The 18,627-nt window shown below is 71.4% G+C and carries 17 protein-coding genes; 11 read left to right on the top strand and 6 right to left on the bottom strand.

The genetic code is table 11. The features are described from left to right. The 4 genes from A5643_RS10700 to A5643_RS10685 all read right to left on the bottom strand — a co-directional run. The coding region (locus A5643_RS10700; protein ID WP_066854711.1) for a TetR/AcrR family transcriptional regulator at positions 1–591 on the bottom strand (591 nt) is incomplete at its 3' end. After that, entirely contained in the window at positions 591–1,832 is a 1,242-nt protein-coding gene (locus A5643_RS10695; protein WP_231995526.1) for a cytochrome P450, read from the bottom strand. The genes A5643_RS10695 and A5643_RS10700, both read right to left, overlap by 1 nt. A gap of 142 nt (positions 1,833–1,974) precedes the next feature. Next, the gene (locus A5643_RS10690) at positions 1,975–2,379 is read right to left on the bottom strand and encodes a type II toxin-antitoxin system VapC family toxin (RefSeq protein WP_066854709.1); all 405 of its coding nucleotides are present in this window, start codon (positions 2,377–2,379) and stop codon (positions 1,975–1,977) included. A 9-nt stretch (positions 2,380–2,388) separates the two neighbouring features. Then, positions 2,389–2,619 (bottom strand): FitA-like ribbon-helix-helix domain-containing protein, encoded by a 231-nt coding sequence (locus A5643_RS10685; RefSeq protein WP_066854738.1) that lies wholly within the window; start codon positions 2,617–2,619, stop codon positions 2,389–2,391. Between the two features lie 101 nt (positions 2,620–2,720). Here A5643_RS10685 and purD point away from each other — a divergent pair, with 101 nt between their 5' ends. Then, positions 2,721–3,989 (top strand): phosphoribosylamine--glycine ligase, encoded by a 1,269-nt coding sequence (gene purD / locus A5643_RS10680; RefSeq protein ID WP_066854707.1) that lies wholly within the window; start codon positions 2,721–2,723, stop codon positions 3,987–3,989. Here purD and A5643_RS10675 read toward each other — a convergent pair. Together A5643_RS10675 and A5643_RS10670 are read right to left on the bottom strand one after the other, a co-directional pair. Beyond that, positions 3,986–5,569: a gamma-glutamyltransferase family protein gene (locus A5643_RS10675; RefSeq protein ID WP_066854704.1), complete on the bottom strand. Its 1,584-nt coding sequence runs from the start codon at positions 5,567–5,569 to the stop codon at positions 3,986–3,988. The two genes, purD and A5643_RS10675, sit on opposite strands and share 4 nt — an antisense overlap. A gap of 11 nt (positions 5,570–5,580) precedes the next feature. Further along, positions 5,581–6,420, bottom strand: coding sequence for an alpha/beta hydrolase (locus tag A5643_RS10670; protein WP_066854702.1), 840 nt, complete (start codon positions 6,418–6,420; stop codon positions 5,581–5,583). Between the two features lie 67 nt (positions 6,421–6,487). Here A5643_RS10670 and A5643_RS10665 point away from each other — a divergent pair, with 67 nt between their 5' ends. From A5643_RS10665 to A5643_RS10620, 10 genes are all read left to right on the top strand, one after another. Further along, a complete protein-coding gene (locus A5643_RS10665) occupies positions 6,488–7,108 on the top strand; it encodes a TetR/AcrR family transcriptional regulator (RefSeq protein ID WP_066854700.1) in 621 nt (206 codons plus the stop codon). Between the two features lie 53 nt (positions 7,109–7,161). After that, positions 7,162–8,580, top strand: a complete 1,419-nt coding sequence (gene purB, locus A5643_RS10660) for an adenylosuccinate lyase (RefSeq protein ID WP_066854698.1) — start codon at positions 7,162–7,164, stop codon at positions 8,578–8,580. A 5-nt stretch (positions 8,581–8,585) separates the two neighbouring features. Then, positions 8,586–9,833: a cytochrome P450 gene (locus A5643_RS10655; protein ID WP_066854696.1), complete on the top strand. Its 1,248-nt coding sequence runs from the start codon at positions 8,586–8,588 to the stop codon at positions 9,831–9,833. After that, entirely contained in the window at positions 9,830–10,837 is a 1,008-nt protein-coding gene (locus tag A5643_RS10650; RefSeq protein ID WP_066854694.1) for a tellurite resistance/C4-dicarboxylate transporter family protein, read from the top strand. The genes A5643_RS10655 and A5643_RS10650 overlap by 4 nt, the downstream gene beginning before the upstream one ends. Positions 10,838–10,846: 9 nt before the next feature. After that, positions 10,847–11,740, top strand: coding sequence for a phosphoribosylaminoimidazolesuccinocarboxamide synthase (locus tag A5643_RS10645; protein WP_066854692.1), 894 nt, complete (start codon positions 10,847–10,849; stop codon positions 11,738–11,740). Then, positions 11,737–13,830: a S9 family peptidase gene (locus A5643_RS10640; RefSeq protein WP_502686233.1), complete on the top strand. Its 2,094-nt coding sequence runs from the start codon at positions 11,737–11,739 to the stop codon at positions 13,828–13,830. Before A5643_RS10645 ends, A5643_RS10640 begins: the two co-directional genes overlap by 4 nt. Positions 13,831–13,950: 120 nt before the next feature. After that, positions 13,951–14,442, top strand: coding sequence for a glutathione peroxidase (locus A5643_RS10635; protein ID WP_066854690.1), 492 nt, complete (start codon positions 13,951–13,953; stop codon positions 14,440–14,442). A gap of 2 nt (positions 14,443–14,444) precedes the next feature. Next, positions 14,445–15,788 carry a DUF2254 domain-containing protein gene (locus A5643_RS10630; RefSeq protein ID WP_156628754.1) on the top strand — a complete coding sequence of 448 codons (1,344 nt, stop codon included), beginning with the start codon at positions 14,445–14,447 and terminating at the stop codon, positions 15,786–15,788. 59 nt (positions 15,789–15,847) lie between these two features. Continuing rightward, complete coding sequence (locus A5643_RS10625; protein WP_066854686.1) at positions 15,848–16,552, top strand: DUF2334 domain-containing protein; 705 nt, start codon at positions 15,848–15,850, stop codon at positions 16,550–16,552. Positions 16,553–16,722: 170 nt separating this feature from the next. Next, positions 16,723–18,366, top strand: a complete 1,644-nt coding sequence (locus A5643_RS10620; RefSeq protein ID WP_066854685.1) for an FAD-binding dehydrogenase — start codon at positions 16,723–16,725, stop codon at positions 18,364–18,366. Positions 18,367–18,627: the final 261 nt, after the last annotated feature.

Below are 18,627 nucleotides of genomic sequence, written 5' to 3'. Positions count from 1 at the left end.
AGCGCCCAGCGCCGGAACTGTCCACCGGCGCAGGTAGTCGCGCAGCGCCGCGCCGCGCCGCGGCGGATCGCCCGGGTCGACGACGAACGACTGGATGGTCCGCAGCAGGTGCTCGGCCAGCTCGGGGAGCTCGTCGTCACCGAAACCGTGTGCGGCCCAGTCGACGTCGAGTCGGCGCAGCAGTGAGCAGGCGAACTCCAGCGCCACCGGTGAGGTCACCCGGGCGACGAACGCGTTGCCGCGGTCGCGGGCCAGCAGCGCCGCCACATGCGTTTCGTCCGGCAGCCACTCCAGCGCGGTGGCGACCGCCTCGGTGGCCGCCTGCGCGGGGTCGGTGATGCCGGCCAGGTGGGCGACGAGCCGGTCGAGGAACCCGGCGGCTGCCCGGGTGCCCGCCGCCGTCAGCAGCGCCTCGGCGCTCGGGAAGTAGCGGTAGATGGTCTGGCGGGTCACCCCGAGCAGCCGCGCCACATCGGTGATGGCGACGTCGGTGCCGCGCGCGTCGATGACCGCGTCGGCCGCGTCGAGGATCCGTGTCGTCGCCTCGTCGTCATCGGCCGGGGTGTTCCCGGCCCAACCGTGGGTGCGCACTACCGGCGGTAGGCGACCTGCAGATCCTTGATGCCGTTGATCCACCCCGAGCGCAGCCGCTGCGGCTCGGCGAGCTTGGTGATGTCGGGCAGCTGATCGGCGATCTCGTTGAATATCAGGTTGATCTCCATCCGCGCCAGGTTGGCGCCGATGCAGTAGTGGGTGCCCTGCCCGCCGAAGCCCAGGTGCGGGTTGGGGTGGCGGGTGATGTCGAAGGTGAACGGGTCGTCGAAGACGTCCTCGTCGAAGTTGGCCGAGCCGTAGAACAGCCCCACCCGCTGGCCCTGCTTGATGTCCACCCCGTTGAGCCGGGTGTCGGCGGTGGCGGTGCGCTGGAAGCAGACCACCGGGGTGGACCAGCGCACGATCTCGTCGGCGGCGGTCTCCGGGCGCTGCGCCTTGTACAGCTCCCACTGTTCGGGGTGCTCGATGAACGCGTCGATGCCGTGCGTCATGGCGTTGCGGGTGGTCTCGTTGCCGGCCACCGCCAGCAGGATCACGAAGAAGGCGAACTCGGTCTCGCCGAGCGCCTCACCGTCGACGTCGGCCTGCACCAGCCGGGTCACGATGTCGTCGGCCGGGCAGCGCCGCCGCTCCTCGGCCATCGTGTACGCGTAACCCATCAACTCGGCGTTGGCCACCGCCGGATCGCACTCGAAGTCCGGGTCGTCGGTGTTCATGATCAGGTTCGTCCAGTGGAACAGCTTCTCGCGGTCCTCCTCGGGCACCCCGATCAGGTCGGCGATCGCCAGCAGCGGGAGCTTCATCGCGATGTCGTCGACGAAGTTGCCGGTCTGCTTCTCCGCCGCCGCGGCCACGATGTCGCGGGCGGCGGCGGCCAGCTTGTCCTCCATGGCGCCGACCGCGCGCGGGGTGAACAGCTTGGAGACGATCTTGCGCAGCCGGGTGTGCTCGGGTGGGTCGTGGTTGATCAGCAGCGCTTTGGTCAGCTCCAGCTGATCGGCGGTGACCCCGTCGGGCAGCCGCATCACCGCGCCCTTGGCGTTGGTGGACCACAGATCCGAGTCGCGCGAGATGGCCTTGATGTCGGCGTGCTTGCTGACCACCCAGTAGCCGCCGTCGTCGAAGATGCTGGCGCCGGGCGCCTGCTCGTTCCACCACACCGGCGCGGTCTTGCGCAGCTGGGCGAACTCGTCGACCGGCAGCCCGCGTTCCAGCACGTCGGGATCGGTGAAGTCGAAGCCGGGCCCGAACGGACAGGACCCCAAAGTCGCGGTCACGGTCTCTCCTTTCGCGGGACTTCTTGGACCATACATTGTGATGTGGTTTGTATGGCCGAGACGCGGTGATCGGTGACAGTTGGTGCGGTAGCTCAACGGGTCACGGCGTCGAGGAGGTCAATGCCGCGTTTCTCGGCCGGTCTTAGAGCACGGTGATCGCGACGGGGATGTCGAGATGACCGGTGGCATCGGCCAGGCGTCTGTCGAAGGTGACAAGGGCAGCGGAGTATTCGGCGGCGATGACGACGTACAGTCCGTCGTAGACCGAGATGTTGTGCCGCCAAGCCCAAGCGGTGCGTAACAGCAGGGGATCGGGAAGCACGTACTCGATGGCGAGTGCGGTGACGACGTCGGCTGCGGCCTCGGCGTCATGTGGTTCCAGTTGTTTTCGCACGACGGCCTTGTGCAGGGTGCGAAGTACCTCGCCGGGCATGTGGGCCGGCGCGAGCCAGCGATCGTCGCCGCTCAGAGCAGCACGCGCCGCGTCGCCCTGGGCGGTGCCGCTGGTGAGCGCCAACACCAGCACACCCGCGTCCACGACGATCACAGCGCGAGCTCAATCGTCGCGGTCGGCGCGGATGGCGGTCGCCACTTCTTCGGCTGTCATGGTGAGGCTGCGGTGACTGGCCAGCTCCGCCAAGAGTTGCCGGTTGCGCCCCGCCTGGTACTCCCGTTCCAGCAACGCTCGAAGGTACGTCTGAGTCGACTGGCCGCGCGCCTCAGCGCGGGCCGCCAGCGCGTCGCGGACTTCTTCGGGAACGTCTTTGATCTGAATCGCCACCGCCATGGCCGCCATCATAGTGCATGCACATGACATGTGCATGCATTCGGTTCGAGCCGTGACCCGCCGGGACCGCGGTACACCCCGCCCCAAGTAGGCTGATCGTCGTGCACGTCCTCGTCATCGGATCCGGCGCCCGCGAACATGCACTGCTGTTGGCGCTGCAGCGCGACCCGCAGGTCGACGCCCTGTCGATCGCGCCGGGCAACGCCGGCACCGCCGCCCTGGCCACCACCTACGACGTCGACATCACCTCCGGGGAGGCGGTGGCGCACCTGGCCACCGAGATCGGCGCCGACCTGGTGGTGATCGGCCCGGAGGTCCCGCTGGTGCTCGGGGTCTCCGACGCCGTGCGCGCCGCGGGCATCGCCTGCTTCGGCCCCACCGGCGCGGCCGCCCGCATCGAGGGCTCCAAGGCCTTCGCCAAGGACGTGATGACCGCCGTCGGGGTGCGCACCGCGCTCAGCGAGGTCGTCGACAACCCCGCCCACCTCGACGCCGCCCTCGACCGGTTCGGCCCGCCGGCGGGCAACCGGGCCTGGGTAGTCAAGGACGACGGCCTGGCCGCGGGCAAGGGCGTGGTGGTCACCGACGACCGCACCCTGGCCCGCGCCCATGCCGCGAGCCTGCTCGACGACGGCCACCCGGTGCTGCTGGAATCCTTCCTCGACGGTCCCGAGGTGTCGCTGTTCTGCGTCGTCGACGGGGACTCGGTGGTGCCGCTGCTACCCGCGCAGGACTTCAAACGGGTCGGCGACGGCGACACCGGCCCCAACACCGGCGGGATGGGCGCCTACGCCCCGCTGCCGTGGCTGCCGGCCGAGACCACCGCCGCGATCGTCGAGGACATCGTCAAACCGGTGGCCGCCGAACTGGTCCGGCGCGGCTGTGCGTTCTCCGGGCTGCTCTACGCCGGGCTGGCGATCACCCCCGACGGCCCGTCGGTGGTCGAATTCAACTGCCGCTTCGGCGATCCGGAGACCCAGGCGGTGCTCGCGCTGCTGGAATCCCCGCTCGGCCAGCTGCTGCACGCCGCGGCCACCGGCCGGCTCGCCGAGTTCCCCGAGCTGCGCTGGCGCGCCGGCGCCGCGGTCACCGTCGTCGTCGCCGCGGAGAACTACCCGGCCCGGCCGCGGATCGGCGACGTCATCGTCGGCGCCGACGGGGAGAAGGTGCTGCACGCCGGCACCCGGCGCAACGAGGACGGCACTATCGTCTCCTGTGGCGGTCGGGTGCTCTCGGTGGTCGGGATCGGCGACGACCTCACCGCCGCCTGCGCGGACTGCTACACCACCGTCGAGCAGATTCGCCTGCCGGGCAGCCACTTCCGCCGCGACATCGGGCTGGCCGCCGCCCAGGGCCGCATCCGGCTCTAGAACCCGACGGCCTGTCCGTCGCGGCGCGGATCGCTGACCGCCAGATAGCCCTGCGGTAACCGCCAGATCGCCTGCGCGCTGCCGAATCGGAAATAGTCGGCCACCGTCGTCAACCGGTGCCCGCGCCGGGTGAGTTCGTCGACGGTGGCTTCGGGCAACCCGCCTTCCAGCCCGACCTCGTTGCCCTCGATCCACCGGAACCGCGGGGCGTCGCAGGCGGTTTGCGGGTTCTGGCCGTGATCGACGATGCGCACCACCAGCTGCACGTGTCCCTGCGGCTGCATCGCCGCACCCATCAGCCCGAAACTCATCACCGGCCGCCCGTCTTTGCTGAGGAAGCCGGGAATGATGGTGTGGTAGGGGCGTTTCCGCGGCCCGACGAGGTTGGGGTGCCCCGGGGTGGTGACGAATCCCGCGCCCCGGTTGTGCAGCGCGATCCCGGTGCCCGCCACCACCACCCCCGAGCCGAACCCGGCGTAGTTCGACTGCAGCATCGACACCATCATCCCGGCGGCATCCGCCGCGGTCAGCAACACCGTGCCACCGTCAGGCACCCCGGCGGCGGCCGGGCGGGCTTGGCGCGCATCGATGCCCGCCGCGCGCTGCGCCAGATACGCCGGATCCAGCAGCCGCGCGGCGCGAACCGTCATGTGGTCGGCGTCGGCGAGGTGGGCGTGGGCGTCGGCGAACGCCAGCTTGACCGCCTCGATCTGCAGGTGCAGCGAATCGGGTGAGTCGGCGGGCAGCGCCGCCAGGTCGAAGTGCGCCAGGATGCCCAGCGCGATCAACGCCACCAGCCCCTGCCCGTTGGGCGGGATCTCGTGCAGGGTGTAGCCGCGGTAGTCGATGCCGATCGGCTCCACCCACTCCGGGTGGTGCTCGGCGAGGTCGGCGGCGGTGAGCACCGCGCCGTGCGCTGCGGCGTCGGCGGCGACCCGTTCGGCCAGCGCGCCGCGGTACAGCGCCTCCCCGCGGGTCGTCGCGATCTGCTCAAGGGCGCCCGCCTGATCGGGCAACCGCACCCACTGGCCCGGCTGCGGGGCGCGCCCGCCGGGCAGGAACGTCTCGGCGAATCCCGGCTGGCCGGCATAGATCTCGGCCTGACGGGCCCACTGCGCCGCCACCACCGGGGAGACCGGGTAGCCGTCGCGGGCATAGCCGATCGCCGGGGCCACCAGCCGCTCGAACGGCAGCACCCCGAACCGCTCATGCAGCGCCGCCCACGCCGACACCGCACCGGGCACGGTCACCGAGTTCCAGCCCAGCCGCGGAATCCCGTCGGCGCCGAAGAACTCCGGGCTCCACCCGGCGGGGGAGCGGCCGGAGGCGTTCAGCCCGTGCAGGTGTTCGCCGTCCCAGATCAGTGCGAACGCATCCGAGCCGATGCCGTTGGAGACCGGCTCCACCACGGTCAGCGCCACCGCGGCGGCGATCGCCGCGTCCACCGCGTTGCCGCCCGCGGCCAGCATCTGCAGCCCGGCCTGCGCGGCCAGCGGTTGGGAGGTGCACACCGCGTTGGCCGCCAGCAGCGGGACGCGCGGCCAGCGATACGGCAGGTCCCAGGAGAACGGCGCGGACATCGCAGCACCTCCTAGGCGACGAGCAGCGGTGCGATCCAGGTTAGTTCGGCCGGCAGCTGGGAACTCCAGAACGTCGCGTTGTGCCCGCCGGGGGAGAACCCGCCCGCCGGGGGGCTGGGCAGCGAGGCGATGAACTGCGCGGTGGCGTCGTAGAACGGGTCGGCGTCACCGCAGTCCACCCGGAGCGGGATCTCGGCCAGGGCGGGCATGCCGAACACCGAGTTGTCGGCGAAGTCCTGCGCCCCGTCGAAGGCGCCCGGCGCGGTCGCGCCGGGGGACAGCCACAGCGCCGGGCTGACCGCGCAGATCGCCGCGGTGCGCGCCGGGCCGAGCCGCCCGCCGAGCAGCAGCGCGCCGTAGCCGCCCATCGACCAGCCCAGAAAACCCACCCGGGAGGTGTCCAGGCCCTGCTCGGCGAGCAGCGGCAGGAGCTCATCGAGCACCATCGCTCCGGCGTCCTCCCCGGAGGCCCGAGCGTGCCAGTAGCTGCCGCCGCCGTCGACCGCGGCCACCGCGAACGGCGGTAGCCCGGCGTCGACGGCCTGCGCCAGGCCCTGCTCGACACCGCCGGCCATCACCGTCGCCGCGTCGCTGCCCTTGCCGTGCAGCGCGATCACCGCGCGCAGCGGCTCGGTCTGCCCCGGCGGGCGGGCGATCGCCCAGTTGGTCCGGATCCCGCCGCGCGCCGCCGAGGTGAACGACCCGGTGGCCATCGTCGGCGCCGCCCGGGTCGGTTCGGCGCGCGCGGCGCTCGGCGAGTCGAGGGCGGCCACGCCCAGCGCCCCGGCCGTCACCCCCACCCCGAGACGCAGCACCGACCGGCGGCTCATTGCGGGCATGGGCGTCATCATGCCAGGCGGTAGAGCGTTTACCCGAAAGCACAATGCGGCGGCAGGCGAACTGGCAGCATGATCGACTGTGACCGCCGCCGTCACTCCCAAAGGAGAACGCCGCCGCTACGCGCTGGTCCGCGCAGCGGCTGAACTGCTGTGCGAGGGCGGTTTCGGGGCGGTGCGGCACCGGGCGGTCGCCCAGCGGGCCGGGCTGCCGCTGGCCTCGACCACCTACTACTTCGCCTCGCTCGACGACCTCATCGTCAGCGCGGTCAACGAGGCCGGGATGCTCGAGATCGCCCAGCTGCGGTCGCGGGTCAACGCGCTGCCCCGCCGCCGCCGCGGCAGCCAGGCCATCGCCGACGTCCTGGTGGACCTGCTGGTCGGGGAGCGTGACGGCGCCCGGCTGGGCGCCGGGTTGATCTCCCGCTACGAGCGCTACATCGCCTGCGCCCGCCAGCCGGCGCTGCGCGACATCCACCTGCGGCTGCTGCGCCAGCGCACCGAGGCCGTGGTCGAGGTGCTGGACCGGTCGGGGCGCAGCGTGCGCGCCGAGCAACTGTCCGCCATGGTCTGCGCGGTCGACGGCGCGGTGATCGCGGCCCTGGTCGACGAGCGTCAGGACCCGCGCAAGACCGCCCGCAGCGCGGTGCTCAGCGTCATCGACGCGGTCGCGCCCTACCCGCAGCACGCCGCCGGGTTCTGAACCGAAAACCGCCGGACCCGCCGGCCGGGGACCGGGACCGTAAGCTGACCGGCGTGAGCGTTCCCAACGTGTTGGCCACCCGCTATGCCAGCGCCGCGATGACCGCGATCTGGTCGCCGCAGGCCAAGATCATCGCCGAGCGGCGGCTGTGGCTGGCGGTGCTGCGCGCCCAGGCCGGACTCGGCGTCGAGGTCCCCGACGGCGCCATCGCCGACTACGAACGGGTGCTCGAGCAGGTCGACCTGGACTCGATCGCGGCGCGCGAGCGCATCACCCGCCACGACGTCAAGGCCCGCATCGAGGAGTTCAACGCCCTGGCCGGCCACCAGCAGATCCACAAGGGCATGACCAGCCGCGATCTCACCGAGAACGTCGAACAGCTGCAGGTGCGCCAGGCCCTCGAGCTGGTCTTCGACCACGCGGTGGCGGTGGTCGCCCGACTGGCCGAACACGCCGTCGCCCAGCGCGACCAGGTGATGGCCGGGCGCAGCCACAACGTCGCCGCCCAGGCCACCACGCTGGGCAAGCGGTTCGCCTCGGCCGCCCAGGAGACCCTGCTGGCCCTGACCCGGGTGCGCGAGCTGATCGACCGCTACCCGCTGCGCGGCATCAAGGGCCCCATGGGCACCGGCCAGGACATGCTCGACCTGTTCGGCGGCGACACCGCCAAGGTGGCCGAGCTGGAGCGCCGCGTCGCCGGCCACCTCGGGTTCACCACCGTGCTGACCAGCGTCGGGCAGGTCTACCCCCGCTCGCTGGACCACGACGTGCTCTCCGCGCTGGTCCAGCTGGGCGCCGGGCCGTCGTCGCTGGCGCACACCATCCGGCTGATGGCCGGCCACGAACTGGTCACCGAGGGCTTCGCCGCAGGCCAGGTCGGCTCCTCGGCGATGCCGCACAAGATGAACACCCGCAGCTGCGAGCGGGTCAACGGGCTGCAGGTGGTGCTGCGCGGCTACGCCGCGATGGCCGCCGAGCTGGCCGGCGCGCAGTGGAACGAAGGCGACGTGTTCTGCTCGGTGGTGCGCCGGGTCGCGCTGCCGGATGCGTTCTTCGCCCTCGACGGACAGATCGAGACGTTTCTGACCGTGCTCGACGAGTTCGGCGCCTACCCGGCGGTCATCGGCCGCGAACTCGACCGCTACCTGCCGTTTTTGGCCACCACCAAGATGCTGATCGCCGCGGTGCGCGCCGGGGCCGGCCGCGAGGAGGCCCACGAGGTGATCAAGGAGCACGCGGTGGCGGTCGCGCTGGCCATGCGCGAACGCGGCGCCGAACCCGACCTGATCGACCGGCTGGCCGCCGACCCGCGGCTGCCGCTGGACGCCGCCGCGCTGGACGCCGCGCTGGCCGACCGGGCCGCGTTCACCGGGGTGGCCGCCGACCAGGTCGACGCCGTGGCCGCCGAGGTCGACGCGCTGGTGGCCCGCCATCCCGAGGCCGCCCGTTACCGACCGGGCGCGATCCTGTAGCCGCCATGGGGGTTCCGGCCGCGCTGGCGGGCATCGACTTCACCGACCTGGACAACTTCGCCGGTGGTTTCCCGCACCCGCTGTTCGCGATCCACCGCCGCGAAGCCCCCGTCTACTTCCACGAGCCCACCGAGCACACCCCCGACGGGGAGGGCTTCTGGTCGGTGGCCACCTACCGGGAGACCTTCGCGGTGCTGCGCGACGCGGAGACCTTCTCCTCGGTCACCGGCGGCGAGCGCCCCTACGGTGGCACCATCCTGCAGGACCTGCCGGTGGCCGGGCAGGTGCTGAACATGATGGACGACCCGCGGCACGCCGCGATCCGCAAACTGGTCAGCAGCGGGCTGACCCCGCGGATGATCCGGCGGGTCGAGGAGGACCTGCGTCACCGGGCGCGGCTGCTGCTCGACGGCATCGAACCCGGTGTGCCGCTGGACTTTCTGGTCGATGTCGCCGTCGAGCTGCCGATGCAGATGATCTGCATCCTGCTCGGCGTGCCGGAAGCCGACCGGCACTGGCTGTTCGAGGCGATCGAGCCCAACTTCGACTTCCGCGGCTCGCGGGAAGCGGTGGTGTCCCGGCTGTCGGTGCAGGAGGCCGGCTCCCGCATCTACGCCTACGGCCAGGACCTGATCGCCGCCAAGCGCGCGCGCCCGACCGACGACATGCTCTCGGTGGTCGCCAACGCCACCATCGACGACCCGGACGGTGAAGAGCTCAGCGACCTCGAGCTGTACCTGTTCTTCAACCTGCTGTTCAGTGCGGGCGCGGAAACCACCCGCAACGCCATCGCCGGCGGGCTGCTGGCGCTGGCCGAGCACCCCGAGCAGCTGCGCCGGCTGCGCGCCGACCCGCAGCTGCTGCCCAGCGCGGTCGAGGAGATCATCCGGTGGACCTCGCCGTCGCCGTCGAAGCGGCGCACCGCCACCCGCGAGGTCACCCTGGCCGGCCAGCGCATCCGTCCCGGCGAGAAGGTGCTGGTGTGGGAGGGCTCGGCCAACCGGGACCCGGCCGCGTTCGAGCACGCCGACACCTTCGACGTGGCCCGAAAACCCAACCCGCACCTCGGGTTCGGGCAGGGCGTGCATTTCTGCCTCGGGGTCAACCTGGCCCGCCTGGAGCTGCGGGTGCTCTACGAGGAACTGCTGGCCCGGTTCGCCGGGGTGTCGGTGGTGGCGCCGGTGGAGTGGGCGCGCAGCAACCGGCACACCGGGATCCGGCACCTGGTGGTGGAATTCGCCGCGGCGCCATGACCGCCGCGCTGCGCACGGTCACCCCGTCGCCGGACGTGTTCGCCGCGGTGATGGCTACCGGGGTGCTCTCGATCGCCGCCGGCAAACACGGCTACCGGCTGCTCAGCGAGGCGCTCGGCGTGCTGGCCTCCGTCGGCTTGGCGGTGCTGGTGCTGCTGGTGGCCGCGGTCATGGTGCGTCGGCGGCGGGTCGCGATCTGGGACTTCTCCGACCCCGACGTCGCACTCGGGCTGTTCACCTTCGTCGCCGCCTGCGCGGTGCTGGACAGCCGGCTGGAGCACCACCGGATCTGGGTGCAGGTGCTGAGCCTGGTGGCGCTGGTGTCGTGGTTGGGCCTGTCGGTGCTGACCGTGCGCGATATGGCGGCGAAGCGGTGGGCGCAACTGCGCGACCGCGCGCACGGCGCCTGGCTGCTGGGCAGCGTCGGCACCTCCGGGCTGGCGATCGTGATCGCGCAGATGGTGCGTTCCACCGGCCAGAGCCGGTGGCTGGCGGTCGCGGTGCCGGTGTGGCTGGCCGCGCTGGCGGTATACCTGCTGATGGTGTGGCTGCTGCTGTGGCGTGCCGGGCACGAGCGCACCGTGCGCGACGGCTTCGAACCCGACACCTGGATCTTGATGGGTGGGTTGGCGATCGCCACCCTGGCCGGTGACCACCTCGGCGCGCTGGTCCCGGACAACCTGACCGGGGTGGTGCACGCGGTCACGCTGGCCACCTGGGTCGGCGCCACGCTGTGGATCCCGCCGCTGATCTATTTCATGCTGCACCGCATCCACCTGCGCCCGGGCATGCTGCAGTTCCACGGGGTGTGGTGGGCGCTGGTGTTCCCGCTGGGCATGTACGCGGTCGCCAGCTTCGCCACCGCCGAGCAGCTGGGCCGCCCGGCGCTGCAAACCGTCTCGCTGGTGTTCTTCTGGGACGCGTTGGCGGTCTGGGTGATCGTGGTGGTCGCCGGGCTGCGGAGGGTCTTCACCCGCGGCGGACGGCCGGCACCGGCGGGTTAGGCTGGCCTGATGGCCCGTCCCGCACTGTCTGACTACGAGCACCTGGGCAGCGGCAAGGTCCGTGAGCTCTACCGCATCGACGACGAGCACCTGCTGTTCGTGGCCACCGACCGCATCTCCGCCTACGACCACGTGCTGGACACCGAGATCCCCGACAAGGGCCGGATCCTGACCGCGATGAGCGTGTTCTTCTTCGACCTCGTCGACGCCCCCAACCACCTGGCCGGCGGTCCCGACGACGAGCGCATCCCCGCCGAGGTGCTCGGCCGCGCCCTGGTGGTGCAGCGCCTGGAGATGCTGCCGGTGGAGTGTGTGGCGCGCGGCTACCTGACCGGCTCCGGGCTGGTCGACTACCAGCGCACCGGCGGGGTGTGCGGCATCGACCTGCCCGCCGGGCTGCAGGAGGCCAGCCGGTTCGCCACCCCGCTGTTCACCCCGGCCACCAAAGCCGACATCGGCGAACACGACGAGAACATCCCGTTCGCCAAGATGATCGAGCTGATCGGCGGGGTACGCGCCAACCAGCTGCGCGACCGCACCATGCAGACCTATGTCCAAGGCGCCGACCACGCACTGACGAAGGGAATCATCATCGCCGACACCAAGTTCGAGTTCGGTGTCAACGCCGGCGGGCACGTCGTGCTCGCCGACGAGATCTTCACCCCGGACTCCTCGCGGTACTGGCCCGCCGACCAGTACGAGGTCGGCAAAACCCAGCACAGCTTCGACAAGCAGTTCGTCCGCAACTGGCTCACCAGCGACGAATCCGGCTGGGACCGCGAGGGCTCCGATCCGCCGCCGCCGCTGCCCGACGACGTGGTCGAGGCGACCCGCAGCCGCTACATCGAAGCCTACGAACGGATCTCGGGGCTGCGTTTCGACGACTGGATCGGTGCCCGGTGAGCGCGGTCCCGCCGGTCGCCAAACGGGTGGAGACCACCCGCACCCACCACGGCGACGTGTTCGTCGACCCCTACGAGTGGCTGCGCGACAAGACCGACCCCGAGGTCATCGCCCACCTGGAAGCCGAGAACGCCTACACCGACGCGCTCACCGCCGACCAGGAACCGTTGCGCCGCCGGATCTTCGACGAGATCAAGGCCCGCACCAAGGAAACCGACCTGTCGGTGCCCACCCGCCGCGGCGACTGGTGGTACTACGCGCGCAGCTTCGAAGGCCGGCAGTACACCGTGCACTGCCGCTGCCCGGTCACCGCACCGTCGGACTGGACCCCACCGCAGCTCGATGAGCACACCGACATCCCCGGCGAGCAGGTGCTGCTCGACGAGAACGTCGAAGCCGACGGACACGACTTCTTCGCACTCGGCGCGGCGACGGTCAGTCCCGATGGCACCGTGCTGGCCTACTCGGTCGACGTGGTCGGCGACGAGCGATACACGTTGCGGTTCAAGGACTTGACCACCGGACAGCACTACCCCGACGAGATCACCGGCATCGCCGCCGGCGCCACCTGGGCCACCGACAACCGCACCGTCTACTACCTGACCGTGGACGCGGCGTGGCGCCCCGACACCGTCTGGCGGCACCGCCTCGGCGCCGGGCTGCCCGCCGAACGGGTCCACCACGAGCCCGACGAACGGTTCTGGCTCGGCGTGGGCCGCACCCGCAGCGACGCCTACCTGATCATCGCGGCCGGCTCGGCGATCACCACCGAGATGCGCTACGCCGACGCCGCCGATCCGCACGCCGAGTTCACCGTGGTACTGCCGCGCCGGGAGGGCGTCGAATACGGCGTCGAGCACGCCGTGGTCGGCGGGCAGGACCGGTTTTTGATCCTGCACAACGACGGCGCGGTGAACTTCACCCTGGTCGAGGCGCCGGTCTCCGACCCGACCGCGCAGACCACGCTGATCGCCCCGCGCGACGACGTCCGCCTCGACGGGGTGGACGCGTTCGCGTCGCACCTGGTGGTCAGCTACCGCGCCGAAGCGCTGCCGCGCATGCAGCTGTGGCCGATCGAGGCCGACGGCTACGGCGCCGCCCGCGACATCACCTTCGACTCCGAACTGATGTCGGCGGGACTGGGCGCCAACCCGAACTGGGACGCCCCGCGGCTGCGCATCGGCGCCACCTCGTTCCTCACCCCGATGCGGGTCTATGACCTCGACCTGGCCAGTGGGGAACGCATCCTGCTCAAAGAGCAGCCGGTGCTCGGCGATTACCGCCGCGAGGACTACGTCGAGCGCCGCGACTGGGCCACCGCCGACGACGGCACCCGGGTGCCGCTGTCGGTGATCCACCGCCGCGACCTCGAATTCCCCGCCCCGGCAGTGCTCTACGGCTACGGGGCCTACGAGTCCTGTCAGGACCCGCAGTTCTCGATCGCGCGACTGTCGCTACTGGATCGCGGCGTGGTGTTCGTCATCGCCCACATCCGCGGCGGCGGCGAGATGGGCCGGCTGTGGTACGAGAACGGCAAGCTGCTGGACAAGAAGAACACCTTCACCGACTTCGTCGCCGCCGCACAGCATCTCGTCGACAGCGACGTCACCCGCCCGGAGCGGCTGGCCGCCTACGGCGGCAGCGCGGGCGGTCTGCTGATGGGCGCGGTGGCCAACCTCGCCCCGCAACTGTTCGCCGGCATCCTGGCGGTGGTGCCGTTCGTGGACGCGCTGACCACGATCCTGGACCCGTCGCTGCCGCTGACGGTCACCGAGTGGGACGAGTGGGGCAACCCGCTGGAGGACCCGGACGTCTACGCCTACATGAAGTCCTACTCGCCGTATGAGAACGTCACCGCCCAGCCGTATCCGGCGATCCTGGCGATGACGTCGCTGCACGACACCCGGGTGTACTACGTCGAGCCGGCGAAATGGGTGGCCGCGCTGCGGCAGGCCAACGCCGACGGCCGGCCCGTGCTGCTGAAGACCCAGATGAGTGCGGGGCACGGCGGGGTGTCCGGGCGCTACGAACGCTGGAACGAGACCGCGTTCCAGTTCGCCTGGCTGCTCGACGTCGTCGGGGCGGGCTGAGCACGGCTCGCTCGTGCGCCGGCGGGTCCGCGTCGCACCCGCATCGAGTGAAGCTGTAGGGCGAAAAAACGCACCGCTTCCCACCGTGGTGGTGCACTCGCGCACGGTAACGTCAGCGCCATGACCGCGCTCACCGACATCCCGCTGACCACCCTCGACGGCCGACCCACCTCGCTGGCCGACTACCGCGACCGGGCGGTGCTGGTGGTCAACGTCGCCTCCAAATGCGGGCTGACCCCGCAGTACACAGCCCTGCAGCAACTCGCCGAGGACTACGCCGACCGCGGGCTCACCGTGATCGGTGTGCCGTGCAACCAGTTCATGGGCCAGGAGCCCGGCAGCCCGGCGGAGATCGCCGAGTTCTGCTCGACCACCTACGGGGTGAGCTTTCCGCTGCTGGCCAAGACCGACGTCAACGGCGCCGACCGCCACCCGCTGTACACCCGGCTCACCGAGACCGCCGACGCCGACGGGCAGGCCGGCGACGTGCAGTGGAACTTCGAGAAGTTCCTGATCGCCCCCGGCGGGGAGGTGGTCAACCGGTTCCGGCCGACCACCGCCCCGGACGCCGCCGAGGTGACCGAGGCCATCGAGGCAGTCCTTCCCGGCTGATGATGCTGTCGCGGCTCCGGCTGACCAACGTGCACGCCGCGTCGGTCGGCTACCGCTTTCGCGAGAGCCTGTTCCTGCTGCCGGTGCTGGTGGTGGTCGCCGGGATGGGGCTGGCGGTGATCACCCACGCCGTCGACAAAGCGCTGGCGGACCGCGACAGCGTGCCGTTCACGCTGCCGATGGACAGCAACGTCGCCACCACGCTGCTGGCCACCATCGCGGGCGCGACGATCACCACCGCCGGGGTGATCTTCTCGCTCACCATCGTCAGCCTGCAGCTGGCCAGTTCGCAGCTGTCCCCGCGGGTGATGCGCTGGTTCATCCGCGACCGCCTCAGCCAACTGGTGATCGGGCTGCTGGTGGCTACCTTCGTCTACTGCGTGCTCACCCTGCCGACCCTGACCGGGGAGAGCGCGGTACCCGCCCCGCCGATCTCGGTGACGGTGGCCGTCGCGCTCACCATCGTCACCATCATCGTGATCATCGCGCACCTGGATCACCTGGCGCACCGCCTCGAGGTTGGGCAGGTGGTTCGCGAGATCGCCGCCGAGGGCTCGACGGTGATCGACGCCGTCGCCGCCGCCACCGCCCGGGAGCAGCCCGCCACCGACTGCACCATGCGTGCCCCCGACGACGCGCAGCGCATCACGTCCCCGCTCAACGGCTGGATCAGCCGCATCGACGTCGCCCGGTTGTTCGCGGTGCTGCCGGCCGGGGCGACCATCCGGCTGGAGACCCGGGTGGGCGCCTACATCCATCGCGGGCAGCCGCTGGCCACCGTCTGGCCGCCGCCGCCGCGTCCGAAGCGGCTGGAGCGGCAGGTGACCCGCGCGATTGCGGTCAGCGGCAGCCGGACCATGCAGGAGGACATCGACTTCGCCTTCCGTCAGCTCGTCGACATCGGGCTGCGCGCGCTGAGCTCGGCCATCAACGACCCCACCACCGCGGTGGAGGCCACGCTGCGGGTCGGCAGCTTGTTGCGCCACCTGCTGCTGGTGCCGCCGCCGCCGCGCGCGGTCGCCGGTGCCGACGGCCGGATCCTGCTGCGGCCCTGGGAACTCGACGCCGACGAGTACATCGCTCACGGCTTCGACCAGTTGCGCCAGGTCGCGCCGCGTCAGCCGCTGGTGGCCGCCACACTGCTGCGGGTGTTGCGGATGCTGATCTTCCACGTCGAACAGCACGACCGTCCCGAACACGTTCCCGCCCTGCGTGAACAGATCGATCTGTTGCTCGAGGGCCTCGACAAGGCCGACCTCACCCCGCACGACCTCAAACGGCTGCGCGCGGTGTCGATGAACGCCGCCGACCCGGCCGACCACACCTACCGCGGCATGGCCCCCTGAACATCGCCGGGTCGCCTGGGCTTCACCGGCCGGACACCTGAGTCGGGCAGGCTGGGGCCGTGACTGGAGAACTGATCGTTTCGGTATCGCGCATCGGTGCGCAGACCCGCGACGACGTCGCACGCTTCTGCGCCGAACTGGACGCCCGCAACATCCCGACCTCGCTGCTGGTGGCGCCGCGGCTGAAAAACGGCTACCGGCTGGAGAACGACCCGCACACCGTGACCTGGCTCACCGAGCGCCGCGCCGGCGGGGACGCGGTAGTGCTGCACGGCTACGACGAGGCCGCCACCCGCGGCCGGCGCGCGGAGTTCGCGCTGCTGCCCGCTCACGAGGCCAACCTGCGGCTGATCGGCGCCGACAGGGTCTTAGAGCACGTGGGCCTGCGCACCCGGCTGTTCGCCGCGCCGGGCTGGGTGGTCTCACCCGGCGCGCTGCAGGTGCTGCCCCGCAACGGGTTCCGGCTGGTCGCCGGGCTGCACGGCGTCACCGACCTGGTGACCGGCCGGGTCGCGTCGGCCCGGGTGCTCGGCATCGGGGAGGGCTTCCTCACCGAGCCGTGGTGGTGCCGGATGCTGGTGCGCGCCGCCGACCGCACCGCAAGCCGCGGCGGCACCGTGCGGCTGACTGTGGCCGCCACCCAGCTGGACAAGCCCGCCCCGTTCCAGGCGATGCTCGACGCCGTCGACGTCGCCCTGGCCCACGGCGCGGTCCCGGCTGTCTACCGCTGGCAGCGCGCGAGCACGGTGCCCGAGGTCGCCTGACCCCCGCGCGTCGCCTAACGGGCCGCCTAGCCCCGAGGTCGCCTGACCCCGCGAGTGAAGAACGTGGGCGGCCGAACGCGCCGGATTCCTCCCTCACGGTTCACTCGCCGACGAATCGGCGCGCGCAGAACCCGGCGCGGGGCAGCCGGCAGCGACTAGGCTTCGACGCCATGGATGCTGACGCCATCATCGTCGGAGCGGGGCTGGCCGGGCTGGTGGCCGCCTGCGAACTGGTCGAGCGCGGCCGGCGGGTGCTCATCGTCGACCAGGAGAACGCCGCCAACCTCGGCGGGCAGGCCTACTGGTCGTTCGGCGGGCTGTTCTTCGTCGACAGCCCCGAGCAGCGCCGCCTCGGCGTGCGCGACAGCCACGAGCTGGCGCTGCAGGACTGGCTGGGCACCGCCGGCTTCGACCGGCCGGAGGACCACTGGCCGCGCCAGTGGGCGCACGCCTACGTCGACTTCGCCGCCGGGGAGAAGCGCAGCTGGCTGCGGCAGCGCGGACTGAAGATCTTCCCGGTGGTCGGCTGGGCCGAACGCGGCGGTTACGGCGCGCGGGGGCCCGGCAACTCGGTGCCGCGCTTCCACATCACCTGGGGCACCGGCCCCGGGTTGGTGGAGATCTTCGCCAACCGGCTGCTGGACCACCCGCGGGTGCGGTTCGCCTACCGGCACCGGGTGGACGACCTGATCGTCGAGCAGGGCGCGGTGACCGGGGTGCGCGGCGCGGTGTTGGAGCCGTCGTCGCTGCCACGCGGGGTGGAATCGTCGCGAACCACGGTGGGTGACTTCGAGTTCCGTGCTCCCGCGGTGCTGGTGACCAGCGGTGGGATCGGGGCGAACCTGGACCTGGTGCGCAAGAACTGGCCGTCGCGCATGGGGCGGGTGCCCGAGCAGCTGCTCGCCGGGGTGCCCGCGCACGTCGACGGCCGGATGATCGGCATCACCGAGGCCGCCGGCGGTCGGGTGATCAACCGGGACCGCATGTGGCACTACACCGAAGGCATCACCAACTACGACCCGGTCTGGCCCGACCACGGCATCCGGATCATCCCGGGACCGTCGTCGCTGTGGCTCGACGCGGCGGGCAAACGCCTGCCCGGCCCGCTGTATCCCGGCTTCGACACCCTCGGCACGCTGGAGTACATCGCCGGCTCGGGCTACGACTACACCTGGTTCGTGCTCAACGCCAAGATCATCGAGAAGGAATTCGCGCTCTCCGGCCAGGAGCAGAATCCGGACCTGACCCATCGCAGCCTGCGGCAGTTGCTGTCCTCGCGGGCCAAATCCGGTCCGCCGCCGCCGGTGCAGGCCTTCGTCGACCGCGGCGTGGACTTCGTGCACGCCGACTCGCTGCGCGATCTGGTGGCGGCGATGAACGCGCTGCCCGACGTGCTGCCGCTGGACTATGCCACCGTGGAGGCCGAGGTCACCGCCCGCGACCGTGAGGTGGCCAACAAGTTCAGCAAGGACGGCCAGATCACCGCGATCCACGGTGCGCGCGCCTACCTGGGCGACCGGCTGAGCCGGGTGGTGGCGCCGCACCGGCTCACCGACCCCAAGGCCGGCCCGCTGATCGCGGTCAAGCTGCACATCCTGACCCGGAAGACGTTGGGCGGCTTGGAGACCGACCTGGACTCGCGGGTGCTCACCGCCGACGGCACGCCGCTGGCCGGGCTGTACGCGGCCGGGGAGGTCGCCGGGTTCGGTGGCGGCGGGGTGCACGGCTACCGCGCGCTGGAAGGCACCTTCCTGGGCGGCTGCATCTTCTCCGGGCGCGCCGCGGGGCGTGCCGCCGCGCGCGACACCGCCTAGCGGCGGGCGCGGGGCCGCGGCTGTCGACCCCGCCCCATGCCCAACGTGAAGCTGGTTTCACGCTCGCGTGCGAACGTGAACGCACCTTCACGTTCGGCGGTAGGGGGGCAATGGGGGGCGGGCAGCCCAACTCACCTGGTGCCCAACGTGAAGCCAGGTTCACGCTGGGGCTCGAACGTGAACATAACTTCACGCTGGGCGACAGGGCGGTGGGCGACAGGGCGGTGGCCGGCAGGGCGCTGGGCGGCAGGGCGCTGCGGC

Origin of the sequence: Mycobacterium sp. 1274756.6 (assembly GCF_001668625.1) — a bacterium.
Lineage (GTDB): Bacteria > Actinomycetota > Actinomycetes > Mycobacteriales > Mycobacteriaceae > Mycobacterium.
This window is presented reverse-complemented; position numbering and strand designations above follow the sequence as displayed.